The organism is Massilistercora timonensis (assembly GCF_048354975.1).
Lineage (GTDB): Bacteria > Bacillota > Clostridia > Lachnospirales > Lachnospiraceae > Massilistercora > Massilistercora timonensis.
Map to the genome: position 1 here is coordinate 1 of NZ_DBGCJQ010000111.1, position 20,442 is coordinate 20,442.

A 20,442-nucleotide genomic window follows, 5' to 3' on the forward strand; every position below is an offset into this window, starting at 1 on the left:
TGCTCCGAGGCTGACGCTTAACCTCCGCCATCATCCGGCCCCCGCCTTATCGCCAACTTGCACGGCAAAGTCCTGAATTGTCAAGATGATTCTGCGGAAGAATATGGAACAGGGAAGCGCATACAGCCTGCCGATAGAAACCATATGGAAGCGTTAGAATCCGTTACAGAAAAACACCTGCGATTTCATGCGAAGATTTGACTTCCTGTCAAATCTGAGAAGAGCCTGAGCCGGGAAATCATCAGATTTCCCGGCGAATTGCTCTGGTCATGAAATCGCAGGTGTTTTGATGTTAAGGATTCTTCGCGAACTTTTCTGGCTTCTATCGGCAGGCTGTATGCACTTCCCTGAGCAATGTTCAGTTCACAGAATCAACGCGATAAACCTGAATTTGGTAGCACTTGCTGAAATTTCCTGTCTTGATTTGTCTATCCTGCCATCTTGTCTTCTTGGAAGTATTCTTCTATAATAAAACAATCATCTGGAGAGTTCTCTCTATGAAAGGCCGGGTCTTCCGGCTGTCCATTCTTTATCCGGCGGTTTCCGCCATTTGTTTCCAGACCTTTTTTAGAGCTCACTTAAAGGTTGCAACGGTTTGTTTTGTTTTCTATAATGAAAGGAGAAAATCAAGAATGCAACAATTTCACACTCAGGAATATCCTATTGCGAACCGTAACTACAAGGATCGCCTGTTTCGTTTTGTGTTCAATAACAAGAAGGACCTTCTGGATCTATATAATGCGATCAACGGAACCAATTATGACGATCCGGAAGAGCTGGAGGTCAACACCCTGGAAAATGTTCTGTATCTTTCTATGAAGAACGATTTGTCCTTCCTGATCGATGCGGAACTGAACCTGTATGAGCACCAGAGCACTTATAATCCCAACATGCCAATGCGGGGGCTTCTGTATTTCGCAGGCGTTTACAACAGACACATTTCCAGCCGCGAGATCAATATTTACAGTAGTTCACCTAAAGTATTTCCTTTTCCCCAGCACATCGTGTTCTACAATGGAACCCAGGAGGAACCGGACCGGAAGATTTTAAAACTGTCAGATCTTTTCCAGCGGCCAACCGGGGAGAAAGAGCCATGCCTGGAATGAATACCATCCGGAAGAATCAGGCGAGAGGGCAAGATCTGCAGGAAGCAGTGGAAGCGGCGGTGGAAAGCTGTATTGCCGGCGGGGTTCTGGCGGATATCCTGAGAGCGCAGAAAGCAGAGGTGGTACAGATGGTACTGGAAGGATTTGATCAGGAAGCATACGAGAAAGCCATGAAAAAAGAAGGCTATGAGGACGGATATCAGGAGGGAAAAGAAGACGGATATCAGGAAGGAATCGAGCAAGGAATCGAGCGGGGGATCTGCGGATTGATCCGTTCCTTACAGGATTTTGATATTCCAAAGGAACAGATCATCCGGAAGCTTCAGGATACTTATCAGCTTACAAAAGAAGAGGCTGCAAGTTATTTGGAGAAATGTTAGCAGATCTCAGGTTTGTTGTATAGCAAAGAGAACCCCCCATCCAGAATATTCTGGATGGGGGTTTTTATAAATCGTATAGAATATTAAGTCTGGGGCTGTTCACCGCCGCCCTGGTCAGTGCCGTCACCTTGGTCAGGGCCGCCGCCCTGGTCAGGGCCGCCGGGTTTAGTGTCACCGCCCTGGTCAGTGCCACCGCCACCGGAGTCACCGCCGCCGGTCTGTCCACCGGTTTGCCCGCCGCCAGTCTGTCCGCCTCCGGTGTTGCTGGAATCGCCGGTATTGCCGTTATCCTTATTGTCGTCTTTCGTCTTGTCCTTATCTTCAACAGCCTCGCCGTTTTCACCTACGACGCCTGCATGTCCGGAACATCTTTCGGTTGGGACAGTATCCTTCGCGAAATATTCAGTAATGCTTGGACATTGTCCAGCCACCGCCAGTTTACCGGTCAGCTTGCAGACGGTCTTCTTCTCGATCGAATTGGGCATCTCGAAATCTTTGTGGTCCAGATCCTTATGGATCCGGCTCATGATACCCTGCCACAGACGGAAACGGAAGTTACTGTCATAGTTACATTCCTTGTTGTCGTCGTATCCGCCCCATACCGCACAGGTATAATAGGGAGTGTATCCGCAGAACCACAGGTCCTTCTTGGAGGTGGTGGTACCTGTCTTGCCGGCAACCGGCATGTTGTTCAGGCGGCAGGCAGTTCCGGTACCGCTTTCAACAACGGTCTCCATTGCGCTGGTCAGAAGAGCGGCAGTGCTGTCCTTGAGCACGGTACGTGTCTCCTGTGTATTCTCCAGCAGCACATTGCCGTCGTGATCCAGGATCTTGGTGTACATGGTAGGAGAGTTATAAACTCCGCCGTTTGCGATGGTCGCGTAAGCAGCGCACATCTGATAGTTATAGACACCGTCTGTGATACCGCCAAGAGAAAGTGCCTGAACGATATCGGAATCCTTATGCAGTGTTGTGATACCAAAGTCTTCACAGTATTCGAATCCCAGTTCCTGGGTGATCTCATCGCTGACTTTGACGGCAGCTACGTTGACAGACTGGGCAATAGCTGTCCGGTAGGTGATATCTCCCAGATGACGCCCGTTGGCGTTCCGGATCTCTTTTCCGTTCTTGTATTTATAGGAATCGTCCCGGACGATGGTGGCAAGGGTCTTTCCGCAGGAGTCCAGGGCCGGCGCGTAGGCCGCCAGGATCTTGAAGGTAGAACCAGGCTGACGCTTTGAACCCTTGTAGGCCCGGTTCAGTCCCTGGTTGGTCTTCTGTCCGCGGCCGCCTACCATGGCTTTGATCTGTCCGTTGGACTGATCCATGATGGTGACGGAAGCCTGCGGCTGAGGGGTGATGGTGATACGTTCATCATAAGTGTCCCCTTCTTTGGCGATGGTCTTCTTCCATCTTTCTACCATTTCCTTGGCTTTATCCTTACTGGAATAGAGAAGTCCCTGATCGTCGCCGTATTTCTCTTTCACAAATTTCTTGATATGGCCGGAACCATAGTTTTCTACTGAGCCGTCGGCACGGGTAACAGTCAGGGCATAATCCAGGCCGTATTCTTTCAGACCGGGATAGTTGCTGTCATCGTTCATCTCCTCGTCGCAGATCTTCTGCATTTCCATGTTCTGGGTGGAGTAGATGGTGAGACCGCCGCTGTAAAGGGCGTTGTAAGCCTGGGTCTCGCTGTAGCCCAGCTGGTCCTGCAGATCCTGCATTACCTGATCCGCCAGGGCGTCTACAAAATAGGAAGTGGAGCTTTCGCTTTCTTCTACTTTGGTATTAACCTGCTGGATCCGTGCGTAGACATCGTCTTCCAGTGCCTCGTCATAGGCGGCCTGGTCGATGTATCCCTGGTCCAGCATATTGTTCAGCACCTTCTGGCGCCGCTTGGCGTTGGCTTCCGGGTTTGTCACCGGATTGTAGCCGGAAGGACTCTGGGTGATACCTGCAATGACCGCACATTCTGACAGAGTGAGCTCGGACACATCCTTGGCAAAATACCGCTGCGCCGCAGACTGTACTCCCAGAGAGTTCTGTCCCAGATTGATGGTATTGAGATAAGCCTCCAGGATCTCTTCCTTGCTCATCTGCTTCTCGATCTCAAGGGCCAGGAACTGTTCCTGGAGCTTTCGCTGTAATCTATCGTAAAACGTCTTCTCTTCTGTAAACTCGGGGAACACGTTGTTCTTGATCAACTGCTGGGTCAGGGTACTGGCTCCCTCGGAGAAATTGCCGCTGGTGAGACCTACCATGGCCGCACGGGCGATACCCTGCAGGTCGATGCCGTTGTGATCATAGAAACGCTCGTCCTCGATGGCGATAAAAGCATGCTGGAGATCTTCCGGGATCTCATCCAGTGTCTTGTAAACGCGGTTGGAACCGGATGCTACGAAACGCTGGATCTCGGTCTTCCCGTCGTCCGCGTAGACAAAAGTAGTGTATCCCGATGGCTTTACATCGGCAGGGGAAACCTCCGGTGTATTATCCAGGATCTTTTTGACAAAAACACCGCCGCCAACAACGCCGACGATTCCCACAAAAAGCAGACAAAGCAAAAATGCCTTGAAAAGTCTTACGCCAACCCGCTTTCCCTGCATGGTGGATTTGGACGTGATCTTTTTCTGCCTTTGGGACGCTTTTTTCTTACCATAATTCATGCGCGTCTGCCTCCTTTATACCAGGTCATTATAACAAATAACAGTATTGAAATAAAGAAAAAAATGAAAACTTCACATTTTGGTAGGAAAAACTTAAGAAATTCGGTATAGTAATAAGAAGGAGATGTCTCAGACAGAATACAGCGAAAGGAACAGACGGGAAATGGAGTCGGAATACAAGATTGTTTATGCGGGCGGGGAAGCTCAGATCATAGAGAAGAAATCCAGATTTATCGCCACAGTGGTCCCGGTGGAGACAGAAGAAGAGGCGCTGGCATTTATCGAGTCCTTGCGCAAGAAATACTGGGATGCAACTCACAACTGTTATGCATATGTGGTGGGGGAGAGAAATGAGATCCAGCGCTGCAGCGACGACGGGGAACCTTCCGGGACGGCGGGCCGCCCTATGATGGATGTGCTTGCCGGGGCGGGAGTACATAATGCGGCGGTGGTAGTGACCCGGTATTTCGGTGGAACTCTCCTTGGAACCGGGGGCCTGATCCGGGCTTATTCTCTGGCGGTGCAGGAGGGGCTTGCCGCCGCGGAGGTGATCACCCGGATCCCTGGAGTAAAGCTGAAGCTTACAGCAGAGTACACGGAGCTTGGGAAGATCCAGTATCTTCTGGGAGAGAGAGGTCTGGCGGCCCAGGAGGCGGTCTACACGGAGAAGGTGGAACTGACGGTCCTTGTCCCGGAAGCGGACGCCGCCGGGATAAAGGAATCTCTGACAGAAGAGACCAGCGGCAGGATCCGGATAGAAGAGCTGGGGAAATGCGGGATCGCCAACCGGAAAGGGAAATTGACAGAACTGAAAGAAAGATAAAAGAAAGGGCCGGCGGGAAAGGAAAAAACCTTTCCGCCGGCCCTTTTCAAAGAGTGAGGGACATATCCGCGAATTGCTTCCCTAACTAACTGAATTCCGGTTCGATCAGACCAAAGCTTCCGTCCTTGCGCCGGTACACCACATTTACTTCGTCTGTCTGTGCATTGCAGAATACGAAGAAATCGTGGCCCAGAAGTTCCATCTGCACGCAGGCGTCTTCCGGGAACATGGGCTTAATGCCAAATTTCTTGGTGCGGACGATGCGGATCTCGCCGTCGTCTTCCACCACATCCTGATTTTCAAAGAATTCCTGTTTGAAGTTGCCGCCTTCCTGATGTCTGGCGATCAGCTTGTTCTTGTACTTGCGGAGCTGGCGCTCGATGACTTCCTCTACCAGGTCAATGGATACGTACATATCTGTGCTTTCCTGCTCTGAGCGGATCAGTCCGCCCTTGACAGGGATGGTGACTTCAATCTTCTGGTGTTCTCTCTGTACGCTCAGGGTTACATGGATTTCCGTATCAGGAGTAAAATACCTTTCCAGTTTTCCCAGCTTGCTTTCAACAGACTGCCTTAAACCCGGTGTGACATCAATGTTTTTGCCGATAATGATAAACTTCATGCTACCAACTCCTTTTTGCATAATTTCAGGTATTATAGTCTGACAATTGGTGTCGAAACTATGAATCTATCTGATATATGTAGTATAGCATGTTTAAGGTCTAATGTATAGCACGGATTACCTCAATTCGTGAAATTTTTCCTTCATGCATCTTGGCCACCCTGAGACCGAAGTCGGAAAAGCGCACACAGGTGCCTACGCCGATCTCAATATCTTCTTCTTCACATCTGCGTGTCAGCACGTCTTTCAGTGTATCGCCTTCCTCATGGGGGATGGAGATCTCCAGGATCTTATTTACGACGCCGGCCTTGGTGGTGGCGCGGAATACCGTCTCGTCTGACACGTCAAAGTCAGAGAATAAAAACTTCCTTGTGGCGAAAAGCACAGCGATGGCGCAGACGCCGATGAGACTGCTCCAGGCAGAAGAGTGTTCCACAATGATCTGCCGGGCGATGGCAAAAAGGAGCACCTCAAACACCGTGTTGGGGGTGTGGTAGTACATCATGCGGATCAGCTCCACGCCGATGATCAGGTTGAAGCAGGTCTCCAGAAGGTCGTCGTAGTTGGGCCATACCGCCAGGTTTGGAATGTTGCCAAGAGAGCTGGCCATACGCAGGGAAAGCAGAAGAATCCCGATAGCCAGCATGATGGCGATAAAGAATTCCAGAAGGACGGCAAGGCGCTTCAGAAAAATAGATACGTACTGTTTCATAGGCTCCTCCTTATGAAAGATAGTGGGTTAAGAGCGGGCTGCCCGCTTGCGCATCCGGGGATCCAGGATCTTCTTGCGAAGCCGCAGGCTCTTAGGAGTTACTTCCAGAAGCTCGTCAGTGTCGATAAAGTCCAGGGCCTGCTCCAGACTTAAGATCTTGGGCGGCGTTAAGCGCAGGGCCTCATCGGCGCTGGAAGAACGGGTGTTGGTAAGATGCTTGGTCTTGCAGACATTGACTTCGATATCGTCGGTCTTGGCGTTTTCGCCGATGACCATTCCGGAGTAGACTTTCTCACCGGGGCCAATGAACAGAACGCCCCGCTCCTGGGCGCTGTAGAGTCCGTAGGTGACAGACTCGCCAGTCTCATAGGCGATGAGAGAGCCCTGCTTGCGGTACTGGATGTCCCCCTTGTAGGGCGCATAGCCCTCGAAGGCGGTGTTCATGATCCCGTTGCCCTTGGTATCCGTCAGAAACTCGCCCCGGTAGCCGATGAGTCCCCGGGAAGGGATGGAGAATTCCAGCCGGGTGTAGCCGCCGTTGGAGACGCCCATATTGCGCAGCTCCCCTTTGCGCTGGCTGAGCTTGTCGATGACGGTCCCGGTGAATTCATCGGGCACGTCGATGAAAGCGGTTTCCACAGGCTCCAGCAGTTTGCCGTTTTCGTCCTCATGGTAGAGAACCTCTGCTTTGCTGACGGCAAATTCATATCCTTCCCGCCGCATATTCTCGATCAGGACGGAGAGATGGAGTTCTCCACGGCCGGATACTTTGAAGCTGTCGGTGCTGTCCATCTCTTCCACCCGGAGACTGACGTCGGTGTTCAGTTCCCGGAAGAGACGGTCCCGCAGATGGCGGGAGGTGACGTATTTGCCCTCCTGTCCGGCAAAGGGGCTGTCGTTGACGATAAACTGCATGGCGATGGTGGGTTCGGAGATCTTCTGGAAGGGGATGGCCGTGGGATTCTCCGGGGAACACAGGGTGTCGCCGATGGAGATATCCGCGATGCCGGAGATGGCTACGATGGAGCCGATGGTGGCTTCCTTTACCTCCACTTTGTTCAGCCCGTCAAACTCGTACAGCTTGCTGATGCGCACCTTCTCCAGACGGTCCGGGTCGTGTTCATTTACCACGGCGGCGTCCATGCCTACCCGGATCACGCCGTTTTCCACTTTCCCGATGCCGATACGCCCCACATACTCATTGTAGTCGATGGTGCTGATGAGAACCTGGGTGTCTGCTTCCGGATCGCCTTCCGGCGCAGGGATGTATTTCAATATGGTCTCAAAGAGAGGCTTCATATCCCGCTTTTCATCAGTCAGATCCAGAACGGCGACCCCGGACTTGGCAGAAGCGTAGACGAAGGGGCAGTCCAGCTGTTCCTCTGAAGCGTCCAGGTCGATGAAGAGTTCCAGGACTTCGTCGATAACTTCTGTGGGCCGCGCCTCCGGACGGTCCATCTTGTTGATGCAGACGATGACCGGAAGAGACAGTTCCAGCGCCTTGCGCAACACGAATTTAGTCTGAGGCATGGCGCCTTCGAAAGCGTCCACCACCAGGACGACGCCGTCCACCATTTTCAGCACCCGTTCTACTTCGCCGCCGAAATCCGCGTGTCCCGGCGTGTCTACAATGTTGATCTTAGTCCCCTTATAAAAGACGGCAGTATTCTTGGAGAGAATGGTGATGCCCCGCTCCCGCTCGATGTCGTTGGAATCCATCACCCGTTCCGCCACTTCCTGATTCTCCCGGAAAACGCCGCTTTGCTTCAACAGCTCGTCCACCAGGGTGGTCTTGCCGTGGTCTACATGGGCGATGATGGCGATATTTCGAATGTCTTCCCGTTTTTGCTTCATAACAGATCTTCCTTTTCTTTTCCTATTTTAAATGTGTTCAGATACTCGTGTACAACGCTAATAGTTTATCATATTTTAAAAAATTTACAAGTACCAGGAAAGACCGGTTCTAAAATCCAGATCTCCTTCATAGACTAAATAGTGACCGAGAAATACGATTTAGAGGAAGGGAGATTGTAAGATTATGTCAGATAAGATCATTGAGAACAACCAGGTAACGATCATGGGCGAGGTGGTATCAGGATTCACGTTCAGCCACGAGGTATTCGGGGAAGGCTTCTACATGGTGGATGTAAGCGTGAAAAGGCTGAGCAATTCCCGGGATCTCATCCCGGTGATGATCTCGGAGCGCCTGATCGACGTGACGCAGGATTATACCGGGGAATTTCTGATGGTGACAGGACAGTTCCGGTCCTATAACCGGCATGAGGAACAGAAGAACCGGCTGGTGCTGTCTGTGTTTGCCAGGGAGGCGGAATTTATTGACGAAGAGCCGGACGGGGCCAAGACCAACACCATCCTGCTGGACGGGTACATATGCAAGCTGCCGGTCTACCGTAAGACGCCCCTGGGCCGGGAGATCGCGGACCTTCTGCTGGCGGTGAACCGCCCCTACGGGAAATCCGATTATATCCCCTGCATCTGCTGGGGCAGGAACGCCCGGTTCGCTTCCACTTTTCAGGTGGGAGAGCATGTGCAGCTGATAGGGCGGATCCAGAGCCGGGAGTATATGAAGAAGCTGTCGGAGACGGAGACAGAGAAGCGGACCGCCTATGAGGTGTCTGTGAGCAAGTTAGAATGCTGTGAAGATTAAACGGTCCTCATTGACATCATATTTGAATAATGATAATATTTTTACAAAGTTTAAAAATGTCAGGAGGATAATTATGGCTATTTTCAAGGGTTCCGGCGTGGCGATCGTCACACCATTTCATGAAGACGAAAGCATTAACTATGATATGCTTGATCAGCTGATAGACTATCAATGTGAGAACGGGACTGACAGTATCATTATCTGCGGTACCACCGGAGAGTCAGCCACATTGTCTGAGGAAGAGCATATGGAATGTGTAAAATTCGCCATCGAGCGGGTGAAGGGCAGAGTGCCTGTGATCGCAGGGACGGGCTCCAACTCCACCCAGACGGCGATCGAGCTGTCCAGAGATGCGGTAGAGTACGGCGCAGACGGACTGCTGGTGGTGACGCCTTATTATAACAAGGCGACCCAGGGAGGACTGATCGCTCACTATACGGCGATAGCCAAAGAGGCCAAAGCGCCCATCATCATGTATAACGTAGCCAGCCGTACCGGCTGTAATCTAGAGCCGGCAACCATCGCTGCGCTGGTGCGGGATGTGGATAACATCGTAGGCGTGAAGGAAGCCTCCGGAAGCATTTCCCAGGTGGCAAAGATCATGTCCATGACAGATGGTAAGATCGACCTGTATTCCGGAAATGACGATCAGATCGTGCCTCTGTTGTCGCTGGGAGGGATCGGAGTGATCTCCGTTCTGGCCAATATCGCTCCGAGAGAAGCGCATGATATCTGTGAGAAATATTTTACAGGGGATGTGGCGGGAAGCGCGGCCCTTCAGCTGAAGGCTATTCCGCTGATCGACCAGCTCTTCTGCGAAGTGAATCCGATCCCGGTGAAGAAGGCGGTCAGCCTGACGGGATTTGACTGCGGACCTCTGCGTATGCCGCTGACGGAACTGACGCCGGAGCATGAGAAGTCTCTGGTGAAAGCCATGAAGGATTTTGGGATCAAACTGGCGTAAACGTGTTTGATATAGAAGTGATACAGACAGGAGGAAGGCAATCGTGATACGGGCGATCATGCACGGCTGCAACGGAAGGATGGGCCGTGTTATCACAGAGATGACAGCAAAGGAACCGGAGATGGAGATCGTGGCGGGCGTGGATGCCTATACGGAAACGCCCAATACCTATCCGGTGTTTGAGAAGATTGAAGACTGCGATGTGGAGGCAGATGTGATCATTGATTTCTCCAATGCGGCGGCGGCAGATACTCTGCTGGACTATGCGGCGGCGCGCAGGCTTCCGCTGGTGTTATGTACCACCGGGCTTTCTGAGGAACAGCTGGCCCATGTGGAGGCGGCGGCAAAGGAGACGGCGGTTCTTCGTTCCGCCAACATGTCCATGGGCATCAATCTGCTCCTGAAGCTTCTGCGGGACGCTTCCAGAGTGCTGGCGCCTGCGGGATTTGACATTGAGATCGTGGAGCGTCACCACAACCAGAAGCTGGACGCCCCCAGCGGGACGGCGCTGGCCCTGGCGGACGCCGTCAACGATTCCCTGGATAATGCTTATCATTATGTCTATGACAGAAGCCAGGTGCGCCAGAAGCGGGAGGCCAAAGAGATCGGTATTTCCGCTGTCCGGGGCGGGACCATTGTGGGTGACCATGAGGTGATCTACGCAGGGACGGACGAAGTGATCGAATTTAAACATACCGCTTATTCCCGGGCGGTCTTCGCAAGAGGCGCGGTGGAAGCCGCCAAGTTCCTTGCGGGGAAACCGGCGGGACGTTATGACATGGCGGACGTGATCGAAGCCCAGTAGGAAAAAGCACGGAGAATTACATAGCAGGAGGAGTTTATGAGAGAGTTGGAGGAGCGTTATCTGAAGAGACTTTCTGAACTTTATCCCACCATCGCCAAGGCATCTACAGAGATCATCAATCTGCAGGCGATCCTGAATCTGCCAAAAGGAACGGAACATTTCCTTACCGATATCCATGGAGAATACCAGGCCTTTTCTCATGTTCTGAAGAATGGGTCTGGTTCCGTGAGGCGCAAGATCGAAGATGTTTTTGGAAATACTGTGAGTAGCAGGGACAAACAGGCCCTTGCTACTCTTATTTATTATCCGAGAGAGAAGATGGAGCGGATCCGGAAGTCAGAAGAGAACCTGGAGGACTGGTACAAGATCACCCTGTACCGGCTGATCGAAGTGTGCAAGCGCGCGGCCAGCAAGTATACCCGGTCCAAGGTGCGCAAAGCCCTTCCGGCAGAGTTTTCTTACGTGATCGAAGAACTGATCACAGAGAAGGCGGAGCTGACGGACAAAGAATCTTACTATAATTCCATTGTCAGCACCATCATTGATCTGGGAAGGGCGGAGGAATGTATCGCGGCCTTTGCTCAGGTGATCCAGCGTCTGACGGTGGACCACCTGCATATCCTGGGGGATATCTATGACCGGGGACCGGGTCCTCACATCATTATGGATAAGCTGATGGAGTATCACAGCGTGGACATCCAGTGGGGGAATCATGACGTGCTGTGGATGGGGGCGGCGGCAGGACAGAGGGCCTGTATCGCCAATGTGATCCGCATCTGCGCCCGGTATGGGAATCTGGATATCCTGGAGGACGGATATGGCATCAACCTGCTCCCGCTGGCGGCATTTGCCATGGATACTTATCGGGAGGATCCCTGCAGCTGTTTCGCATTAAAGAGCCCGCCGGCCCACGGGGAAGGGGAACGGGCCATGGACATGCGGATGCACAAGGCCATCTCGGTTATCCAGTTCAAGGTGGAAGGTCAGGCCAGCCGCCGGAATCCGGATTTTCATCTGGAAGGAAGGAATCTGCTGCACAAGATCAATTTCCAGGAGGGAACGGTGGAAATTGATGGCAAGACCTATGAGATGCTGGATACAAACTTCCCTACGGTAGATCCGGAGGATCCCTATGCCCTTTCGGAAGCGGAAGAGGAGATCATGGAGCGGCTTGGGCAGGCCTTTACAAATTGCGCGAAGCTGCAGGAGCATATGCGGTTTCTGCTCAATAAAGGGAGTCTTTATAAGGTATATAACAAGAACCTTCTCTATCACGGCTGCGTTCCCCTGACGGAGGAGGGACAGCTGAAGGAGGCGGAAGTTTGCGGGAAGAAATGCAAAGGCGCCAGTCTCTATCAACTGCTGGAAGAATATGTGAGAAAAGGCTTTTACGCAGAGGAGGAATCAGAGCGGGAAAAGGGCAGGGATCTGATGTGGTACATCTGGCAGGGACAGGATTCCCCTCTGTTTGGCAAGGATAAGATGGCGACTTTTGAGCGGTATTTTCTGAAGGAAAAAGAGACCCACGCAGAGAAGAAGAATCCCTACTACCGTTATCTGGAAGATCCCCGGGTGGTCACCGGTATCCTGAAGGAATTTGGCCTTGAGGGGGAGGAATCTCATATCATCAACGGCCATGTTCCGGTGCGTCTTAAAGACGGAGAGAGCCCGGTGAAATGTGGCGGGAAAGTGCTGGTCATTGACGGTGGTTTCTCCAAAGCCTATCAGAAGGAGACCGGGATCGCAGGCTATACCCTGATCTATAATTCTTACGGGCTGATCCTGGCTGCCCACGAGCCTTTCGAATCGACGGAGAGCGCTATTGAGAAGGAGACGGATATCCACTCTGACAGTATTGTGGTCAAAAAGACCCTGCAGCGCAAGAAGGTGGGAGATACCGATATTGGTACGGAGTTAAAAGAACAGATCCATGATCTGGAGGAGCTTCTCTACGCTTACCGGAGCGGCCGCCTGACAGAAAAAATCTAGGGAAAGAAACAGACAGGAAAAAACAGGAAGAAGCTGGAAGGTATAGAATCTCCCAATCTGCAGATATTACTAACACCAGGAAATACCTGATAAGTTAAGAATCTGCATGAAAGGGAGATAAGATCATGAAACAGTTTCAGAAATTGCTGGCAGTGCTTCTGTGTGTGGGAGCGCTTACTACTGGTCTTGCCGCCTGCGGAAGCGACGGGGACGCCGAGGATAACGGCGCGGTGCATACGGAAGACACCGATCAGAAGGATATGAACGGCGCCACCGACGGGACTGCCGATGACGGCGTGCTGGACGAGATCGGCGAGGATGTGAAGGACGGCGCCGAGGATATTGGCGAGGATGTGAAGGATGGCGTGGAAGACATGGAGAGGGACGCCAAAGATCTGGAGAACGGATAGGCATAGAGCAGGGAATCCAGGCTGTAAAGAGGCTGTGCAAGAAGGCACAGTCTCTTTTTTTTCCTTCTGAATTGTGATATACTGAACGGGTAAAAAACGGTACAAAGCGTGCAAGAAGGAGAAAAAGCATGGCGAGAGAATTGTTGATGGGCAATGAGGCCATTGGACTGGGTGCCATCCGGGCCGGCGTAAGCCTGGTGGCCGGATATCCCGGCACTCCCTCCACGGAGATCCTGGAGACGGTGGCAAAGCATAATCAGGACGGCGCCATCCATGTAGAGTGGTCGGTGAACGAGAAGGCGGCTCTTGAGGTGGCGGCGGGAGCTTCCTACGCGGGAGCCAGGACCCTGGTGACCATGAAGCAGGTGGGGTTAAATGTGGCCAGCGATCCGCTGATGAGCCTGGCCTATGTAGGTGTGGAAGGGGGCATGGTGATCGTGTCCGCGGACGACCCGGGTCCCATCTCTTCCCAGACAGAACAGGACACCCGGCACTTTGGAGCATTTTCCAAGCTTCCGGTATTCGATCCCTCTTCTCCGGAGGAGGCTTATGAGATGGTGGAGGCTGCCTTTGTCTGTTCGGAGGAGTATAAGACCCCGGTGCTGCTGCGGCCCACAACAAGGGTCTGCCATGGCTGCGCTTCCATTGATGTGAAGGAAGGCGGCGGGAGAGAGACGCCGAAAGGATTTGTGAAGGATACAGGACGGTGGGTGATCTTTCCCCGGCTCTCCTATCAGAACCATAAGAAGATCGAGGCCAGGAATGAAGAACTTTCCCATCGTTTTTCCGAAAGTCCCTTTAACCGGATGGAAGGCCGGAAAGAGGAGAAGGGAAAGGGGATCGCCGCAGGAGGAGTCTCCTATGCCTATGTGAAGGAATCCCTTCCCGGGGAAGTTCCCCTCCTGAAGATCGGAACCCCCCATCCCTTCCCGGAGGAACTGGCGGTTAGGTTTCTGGAAGGACTCTCGGAAGTGCTGGTCCTGGAGGAACTGGATCCGGTGATCGAGAAGGAACTGCTGCGGATCGTGGGGAAATACCATCTTCCGGTGACCATCAGAGGGAAACTGACCCAGGATACCCGGAATGCGGGAGAGAACAGCGTGGAGAGCGTGCGCAGGGACCTGGCGGCCTTCCTGCCCCAGTATCCGGAGCTTTTGAAGGTGGAGCCTGCATTTAGCGGACAGGACGCCCCTGCCCTTCCGGTGCGTCCGCCAGTGCTGTGCGCGGGATGTCCCCACCGGGCTTCCTTCTATGCGGTAAAGCAGGCGGCGAAGGGGAGAAAGGCGGTGTTCTCCGGGGATATCGGCTGTTATACCCTGGGGAATGTAAAGCCGCTGGATATGGTGGACACCTGCCTGTGCATGGGGGCGGACGTCACCATCGCCCAGGGATTACATATCATAGAACCAGACAGTGTGAATTTCTCCTTTATCGGAGATTCCACTTTCTTTGCCTCCGGGATCACCGGTGTGGTAAATGCAGTCTATAACCAGACGGATATTGTGCTGGTGGTGCTGGACAATTCCACCACGGCCATGACCGGCCATCAGCCCCACCCGGGGACCGGCCGGACCATGATGGGAGAGATCGTGGAGAAGATCAGTATCCGGAAGATCCTGGAGGGCATTGGCGTGGCCAGGATCGTGGAGGCGGATCCTCTGAACCTTGAGGAGGCGGTGGCAGCAGTCCGGGAGGTGCTGGACGTCCCGGGAGTACGCGTGGTGATCTTCAAGTCGCCCTGTATCGCGGTGGCGAAACCGGTGCGCCAGTATCAGGTGGAGCGGGAGAACTGTACCTTCTGCCGCCAGTGCATCCGGGAGATCGGGTGCCCGGCAGTCACGGTAGAGGAGGGCAAGGCCCACATTGAACCTTCCCTTTGTTTTGGCTGCGGGCTGTGCGCCCAGATCTGCCACTTTGAAGCCATAAAGGAGGTGGGGTCACATGAGTAAGAATTGTCTGTTGTGCGGTGTGGGCGGCCAGGGAGTGATCCTGGCGTCCAAGCTGATCGCCTGCGCGGCCATGGAACAGGGGCTCAAGGTGCGGACTTCGGAGACCATCGGGATGTCCCAGCGGGGCGGCAGCGTGGTGAGCCATGTGCGGATGGGGGAGGAAGTCCATTCCCCCATGATCCCGGAAGGACAGGCGGACCTGATCCTTGCCTTTGAGCCGGCGGAGGCTGTGCGAAGCCTATCCTACCTGAAGAAGGGAGGCGCGGTGGTGGTGAACCGGAAGGCGGTACAGTCTGCGGTATCCACCTTAAGCCAGCAAGAATATGAGGGAGATGAGATGATCGAGTATCTCCGGGCACAGGATCTTCGGCTCTATGTGGTGGACGGAGAAGAACTGTGCGCCAGGGCCGGCTCTCCCAAGGTGCTCAATGTGGCCCTTCTTGGAACGGCCGCAGCCAGCGGCGCCCTGGGGATCACACCGGAAGAGATGGAACGGGAGATCCAAAGACGAGTGAAACCGGCCTATGTGGAAATGAATGTAAAAGCCCTGGCCCTTGGAGTCCGGGCAGAAGAGGAAGGGAGGACCAGCCGATGAAAATGACAGAGCTTCAGTTTCGACTGATCAAGGAAAATCTGAAGGTACTGACATCAAAACCCTGTTTCTATAAAGAAAAATTCAAAGACATTGACATTGACGCCATCAAGAGCCAGGAGGATTTTGAGAAGCTTCCCTTCACCTGGAAGGGGGACCTGCGGGATGCCTATCCCCTGGGGCTGCAGGCGGAGCCGGACGAAGAGATCGTGCGCATCCATTCTTCCTCCGGGACCACCGGAACGCCGGTGATCATTCCCTATACCCAGAAGGATGTGGACGACTGGGCCAAGATGTTTGCCCGCTGCTATGAGATGGCGGGGATCACCGCCCTGGACCGGATCCAGATCACGCCGGGGTATGGCCTGTGGACTGCGGGGATCGGATTCCAGCTGGGAGCGGAGCATCTGGGAGCCATGACCATTCCCATGGGTCCCGGCAATACCGAGAAGCAGCTGCGGATGATGCAGGATCTGAAGGCCACCGTTCTCTGTGCCACCTCTTCCTATGCCCTCCTTTTGGCAGAGGAGATCGCCAAACGGGATCTTACCGATAAGATCTATCTGAAGAAGGGCGTCATCGGCTCGGAACGGTGGGGCGATAAGATGCGTAAACGGATCGCCGCGGAGCTTGGAGTCCAGCTCTATGATATCTATGGACTGACAGAGGTCTACGGACCGGGGATCGCCATGAGTTGCGATTATGAGTGCGGCATGCATTACTGGGATGACTATGTGTACTTTGAGATCGTGGATCCCAAGACCGGGGAGGTGCTGCCGGATGGAGAGATCGGAGAGCTGGTGATCACCACTCTGCGCAAACAGGGAGCGCCCCTGATCCGCTACCGGACCCACGACCTGACCCGATTTATCCCCGGGGACTGCCCCTGCGGGTCCCGGTTCCCCAGGATCGACACCCTGATCGGGCGGACTGACGATATGGTGAAGGTGAAGGGAGTTAACATCTTCCCAAGCCAGATCGAGGAAATGTTAAAAGGGGTGCAGGAGGCTTCCAGCGAGTACCAGTTTATGCTGGATCATATGAACGGAAAAGACGTGTGCACTCTCTTCGTGGAGATCAACAAAGGAGTAGACCCGGTGGAGGCCACCCGGGTGATCCAGCAGGAATTCAAGGCCAAGATCGGCATCATGACCAATGTAAAACCAGTGGCCATCGGAGACCTTCCCCGCAGCGAGAAGAAATCCACCCGGATCTTCGACAACCGGTACTAGTCTCCAGATAGAACGTGAAAGGAGCCCAGTCATGCGATTTCGTCCCTGCATTGACATTCACAACGGAAAAGTAAAACAGATCGTAGGCGGCAGCCTTCAGGATGAAGGGGACTGCGCCAGGGAGAACTTTGCCTCAGACCGGGAGGCGGCGGATTTTGCAAGGCTATACCAGAAGGATGGCCTTGCCGGCGGACATGTGATCCTTCTGAACCCTGCCTCCTCTCCTTATTACCCGGAGACCAGACGGCAGGCCTTAAGCGCCCTTGCCGCTTATCCCGGCGGCCTGCAGGCAGGGGGCGGAATCACGGCCGGGAACGCGGCGGAATACCTGGACGCAGGGGCAAGCCATGTGATCGTGACTTCCTATATCTTCCGGGACGGCCAGATCCGGTGGGAGAACCTGGAGCGCCTGCGGCAGGCGGTGGGGAAAGAGCGGATCGTAATAGACGTAAGCTGCCGGAAGCGGGAGGGCGCCTACTATATCGTGACAGATCGGTGGCAGAAGTTTACAGATGTGAAGCTGACAGAAGCGATTCTGGAGAAGCTTGGCAGAAGCTGTGATGAATTCCTGGTCCACGGGGTGGACGTAGAGGGCAAGGCATCTGGCGTGGAGGAAGATCTGGTCCGGCTGCTTGGCGGCTTTTCAGGAATACCAGTCACCTATGCCGGCGGCATCGGAAGTATGGCGGATCTGGAGCGGTTCCGCAAGATCAGCGGCGGGAAGCTGGACTTCACCATTGGAAGCGCCCTGGATCTCTTTGGAGGGGAGATCCCCTATGAAGTGGTGAAAAAGATCAGACTGTGAAGAGAAAAATGGTGAAAATAAAATTTCATAAAAGAAACAAAATGTAAATTAACTTACATTTTACAGAAACAGGATACCACTCTTTACCTCCTGTTGATAAGATACATAGCGTAAACGATACAAAACGTTGATGTTTATCAGGAGGAAAGAGAAATGTTGAAACAACAGACTGCTTCACAGTCACAGAAATTAATGGTATTTGTGCTTACAATGTCCCTTTATGGACTGGCAACTTTATTTACAGAACTGATCCCGTCTTTTCAGGTAGGGATCGTGGAATTCTCCGTGGAGTATTTCCTGTTCATCCCACTGGTGCTGGCAATGCTGTTTGATCCTATGTCGGCGGCTTTGGGAGCGGCGACCGGCGAGCTGGTGTTCAGTGAGATCATGTTGGGACAGTTTGGCGGCCTGGGCGAGCTGGAGAAATTCATTACCGTTACCATCGGCGTTTACATCGCCGGCCGTCTGGTAAGAGATCCCAGGAACCGGAAGATGGTGGGGATCGCTGCCATCGGAGGCGTGATCATCCAGCAGGCCATGGGAACTATTGTAGATATCCTGAAGGTACAGTTTGCGGTACAGGATTTCGAAGCGGTTCCGGGACTCCCGGAGAGTGTGTTTGCAACAGAAGGATTTGCATTTTTCAATGATGTGCTGTTCTCCGGCATTCTGTTCTGTCTGCTGCCCACATTGTTCCTGGTGCCCAAGCTCTACGGCAAGATCGAGCCTCTGCTTGGAATGCAGCCCAGGACAGTTGAAACTGCGCTTGAGCCCATCAGCGGTAAGGTGATCTTTGTTTCACTGGCGGCATTTGCGGTAGCCATCGGTGCGGAAATGCTGGCGGAGAGCGGCATGTCCCTTATTGACTGGGAGGCTGACTGGGCGGAGAGTACAACAGCCCTGGCGGTCGGCATGGTGGTAGCGGCAGTGATCGCGGTTGTGGCGATCCTGGTCATCAAGGCCCGCTCCAATGGATCAAACGCGGCGAAGACAGCGTAGGAAGAGGGAGCCGTCATGAGTATGATCGAGATCAGGGATTTGACTTATACTTACCCGGGCGCTGAAGAGCCTACGCTCAAAGGAGTGGATCTTGAGATTGAAAGAGGAGATTTCCTTGCCATCGTAGGAAATAACGGATGTGGAAAATCTACCTTATGCAAAGTTATGAATGGTCTGATCCCGCATTTTATCGCGGGGAAATTTACCGGCACCGTCGAGATCGACGGTGCCAGTACTCTTGAGAGCGAGATTGGGGAGTTAGCCCAGAAAGTGGGCTATGTGTATCAGGACTTCGAGAATCAGATCGTAAGGCCTACAGTCCTGGATGATGCTTCTTATGCATGTATGAACTACGGGATGAAGGATTATCTGGAGAAAGGAAAACAGGCGCTGGGACAATGCGGACTGGAAGGGCGTGAGCAGGATTATATCTGGCAGCTTTCCGGCGGGCAGACGCATCTGCTGGCGTTGGCAGGAGCCGTGTCCCTGCAGCCGGATGTGCTGATCCTGGATGAGCCTATTGCACAGCTGGATCCCATGCATGCGGACCGGATCTATGAAGTCCTGCGGGAATTGAATGAGAAGTACGGCAAGACGATCATTGTGATCGAGCACCACACAGAGTACATCGCGGACTACTGTAAGAATGTACTGCTGTTGAAAGACGGCCATACACAGTGGAAGCTTCCGGCGAAGGAAGCGTTGGGCAGAGTGGAAGAACTTCGAAGTTGCAACATATTTCCACCGCAGGTAACACTGGCCGCCTATGAACTGGAACAAAGCGGGTTGCCTGGCAGCGAGAGTCCCAGGCTCCCTTCCACAATAGAAGACGGGAAGAAGGCATTTGCAGGTCTGGTCTTCCACAAAGATGATTCTTCTGCCGATGCAGAAGACAGGGGTCCGGGGGAAACGGTAGTGTCCTTTCGAAATGTGGCTGTTTCCTACCGGTCAGTAAAAGGGGAGCCCCGACAGATCTTCCGGTCACTGGATCTGGACCTTCATAAGGGAGAGAAGATCGCGCTGATCGGGTCCAACGGGGCGGGTAAATCCACAATGATGAAACTGATGACAGGACTTTTGCGGCCCAATGCCGGGGATATCCGGATAAAAGATATTCAGGTGGAGAATATGAAACCGGAAGGGATGTCCAGATATGTGTCTTTGGTATATCAGAATCCGGAGGATATGTTTATCAAGGATTCCATTGAGGCAGACATTTCTTTCGCTATGCAGGCGCGGCGGGAAGAGAACTGGCAGGAACGGACCGGAGAACTCCTGAAACGTTTCCACCTGTCAGAGCTGAAAGACAGGGACGGGCGTCTCCTGTCAGGGGGGCAGATGAGAAGAGCCAGCCTGGCTATTGGCGTGGCGCTGGAGCCCGAGATCCTTCTTCTGGACGAACCTACTGCGAATCTGGATATCGCCACCCGCAAGGAGATCATGCGTACCTTGAAAGAGATGGAGGATATCACAGAGACGGTGATGATCGCTACCCATGATATGCAGCTGGTGTGTGAATGGGCGGACAGGATCATTGTCCTGTTTCAGGGAGAAGTGATCGCGGACGGGAACCGGGATGAGATCTTCGGGAACCGGGAAGTCCTGGACACTGTAGGGATCCGGCCGCCGGAGATCTTCTCCATGGCACAGGCTCTTGACCATAGAGCATATTGCTATACTATCGATGAATTTGTGAAAGGATTTGGAGGGAGATAGG

At 53.2% G+C, this 20,442-nt stretch carries 18 protein-coding genes; 14 read left to right on the plus strand and 4 right to left on the minus strand.

Features of this window, described 5'->3' with window-relative positions; genetic code table 11:
• The first annotated feature begins 632 nt into the window (after positions 1-632).
• Positions 633-1,106, plus strand: a complete 474-nt coding sequence (locus ACML7B_RS09840; protein ID WP_418541024.1) for a hypothetical protein — start codon at positions 633-635, stop codon at positions 1,104-1,106.
• Positions 1,094-1,486, plus strand: coding sequence for a hypothetical protein (locus tag ACML7B_RS09845; protein ID WP_418541027.1), 393 nt, complete (start codon positions 1,094-1,096; stop codon positions 1,484-1,486). Before ACML7B_RS09840 ends, ACML7B_RS09845 begins: the two co-directional genes overlap by 13 nt.
• Before the next feature lie 83 nt (positions 1,487-1,569).
• Here ACML7B_RS09845 and ACML7B_RS09850 read toward each other — a convergent pair whose 3' ends face one another.
• Positions 1,570-4,155 (minus strand): transglycosylase domain-containing protein, encoded by a 2,586-nt coding sequence (locus ACML7B_RS09850; RefSeq protein WP_418541029.1) that lies wholly within the window; start codon positions 4,153-4,155, stop codon positions 1,570-1,572.
• Between the two features lie 163 nt (positions 4,156-4,318).
• On the opposite strand from ACML7B_RS09850, the gene ACML7B_RS09855 reads away from it, so the two are divergent.
• The gene (locus ACML7B_RS09855) at positions 4,319-4,978 is read left to right on the plus strand and encodes a YigZ family protein (protein WP_418541031.1); all 660 of its coding nucleotides are present in this window, start codon (positions 4,319-4,321) and stop codon (positions 4,976-4,978) included.
• An 85-nt stretch (positions 4,979-5,063) separates the two neighbouring features.
• Here ACML7B_RS09855 and hpf read toward each other — a convergent pair whose 3' ends face one another.
• The 3 genes from hpf to typA all read right to left on the minus strand — a co-directional run bounded on the left by hpf (position 5,064) and on the right by typA (position 8,166).
• A complete protein-coding gene (gene hpf, locus ACML7B_RS09860; protein ID WP_418541034.1) occupies positions 5,064-5,600 on the minus strand; it encodes a ribosome hibernation-promoting factor, HPF/YfiA family in 537 nt (178 codons plus the stop codon).
• Between the two features lie 100 nt (positions 5,601-5,700).
• Positions 5,701-6,312, minus strand: coding sequence for a transporter (locus tag ACML7B_RS09865; protein ID WP_418541037.1), 612 nt, complete (start codon positions 6,310-6,312; stop codon positions 5,701-5,703).
• A gap of 27 nt (positions 6,313-6,339) precedes the next feature.
• Positions 6,340-8,166 carry a translational GTPase TypA gene (gene typA, locus ACML7B_RS09870; protein WP_418541039.1) on the minus strand — a complete coding sequence of 609 codons (1,827 nt, stop codon included), beginning with the start codon at positions 8,164-8,166 and terminating at the stop codon, positions 6,340-6,342.
• A gap of 184 nt (positions 8,167-8,350) precedes the next feature.
• Between typA and ACML7B_RS09875 the strand changes: the two genes are divergently transcribed.
• The 11 genes from ACML7B_RS09875 (at position 8,351) to ACML7B_RS09925 (ending at position 20,441) form a co-directional block, all read left to right on the plus strand.
• Positions 8,351-8,980, plus strand: coding sequence for a single-stranded DNA-binding protein (locus ACML7B_RS09875; RefSeq protein ID WP_346708810.1), 630 nt, complete (start codon positions 8,351-8,353; stop codon positions 8,978-8,980).
• Positions 8,981-9,053: 73 nt separating this feature from the next.
• Positions 9,054-9,944, plus strand: a complete 891-nt coding sequence (dapA, locus tag ACML7B_RS09880) for a 4-hydroxy-tetrahydrodipicolinate synthase (protein ID WP_346708809.1) — start codon at positions 9,054-9,056, stop codon at positions 9,942-9,944.
• 43 nt (positions 9,945-9,987) lie between these two features.
• Positions 9,988-10,749: a 4-hydroxy-tetrahydrodipicolinate reductase gene (gene dapB / locus ACML7B_RS09885; protein ID WP_346708808.1), complete on the plus strand. Its 762-nt coding sequence runs from the start codon at positions 9,988-9,990 to the stop codon at positions 10,747-10,749.
• 36 nt (positions 10,750-10,785) lie between these two features.
• On the plus strand, positions 10,786-12,738 hold the full coding sequence (locus ACML7B_RS09890; RefSeq protein WP_418541041.1) for a fructose-1,6-bisphosphatase: 1,953 nt from the start codon (positions 10,786-10,788) through the stop codon (positions 12,736-12,738).
• A gap of 125 nt (positions 12,739-12,863) precedes the next feature.
• Positions 12,864-13,148, plus strand: a complete 285-nt coding sequence (locus tag ACML7B_RS09895; protein ID WP_418541042.1) for a hypothetical protein — start codon at positions 12,864-12,866, stop codon at positions 13,146-13,148.
• Between the two features lie 128 nt (positions 13,149-13,276).
• A complete protein-coding gene (iorA, locus tag ACML7B_RS09900) occupies positions 13,277-15,097 on the plus strand; it encodes an indolepyruvate ferredoxin oxidoreductase subunit alpha (protein WP_418541043.1) in 1,821 nt (606 codons plus the stop codon).
• The gene (locus ACML7B_RS09905; RefSeq protein WP_418541044.1) at positions 15,090-15,692 is read left to right on the plus strand and encodes an indolepyruvate oxidoreductase subunit beta; all 603 of its coding nucleotides are present in this window, start codon (positions 15,090-15,092) and stop codon (positions 15,690-15,692) included. Before iorA ends, ACML7B_RS09905 begins: the two co-directional genes overlap by 8 nt.
• Complete coding sequence (locus ACML7B_RS09910) at positions 15,689-16,921, plus strand: phenylacetate--CoA ligase family protein (protein WP_418541045.1); 1,233 nt, start codon at positions 15,689-15,691, stop codon at positions 16,919-16,921. The genes ACML7B_RS09905 and ACML7B_RS09910 overlap by 4 nt, the downstream gene beginning before the upstream one ends.
• Positions 16,922-16,952: 31 nt before the next feature.
• Positions 16,953-17,726 carry a phosphoribosylformimino-5-aminoimidazole carboxamide ribotide isomerase gene (gene hisA, locus ACML7B_RS09915; protein WP_346708801.1) on the plus strand — a complete coding sequence of 258 codons (774 nt, stop codon included), beginning with the start codon at positions 16,953-16,955 and terminating at the stop codon, positions 17,724-17,726.
• 153 nt (positions 17,727-17,879) lie between these two features.
• Complete coding sequence (locus ACML7B_RS09920) at positions 17,880-18,725, plus strand: cell division protein FtsQ (protein ID WP_418541046.1); 846 nt, start codon at positions 17,880-17,882, stop codon at positions 18,723-18,725.
• Between the two features lie 15 nt (positions 18,726-18,740).
• Positions 18,741-20,441 carry an ABC transporter ATP-binding protein gene (locus ACML7B_RS09925; protein WP_418541047.1) on the plus strand — a complete coding sequence of 567 codons (1,701 nt, stop codon included), beginning with the start codon at positions 18,741-18,743 and terminating at the stop codon, positions 20,439-20,441.
• Position 20,442: the final 1 nt, after the last annotated feature.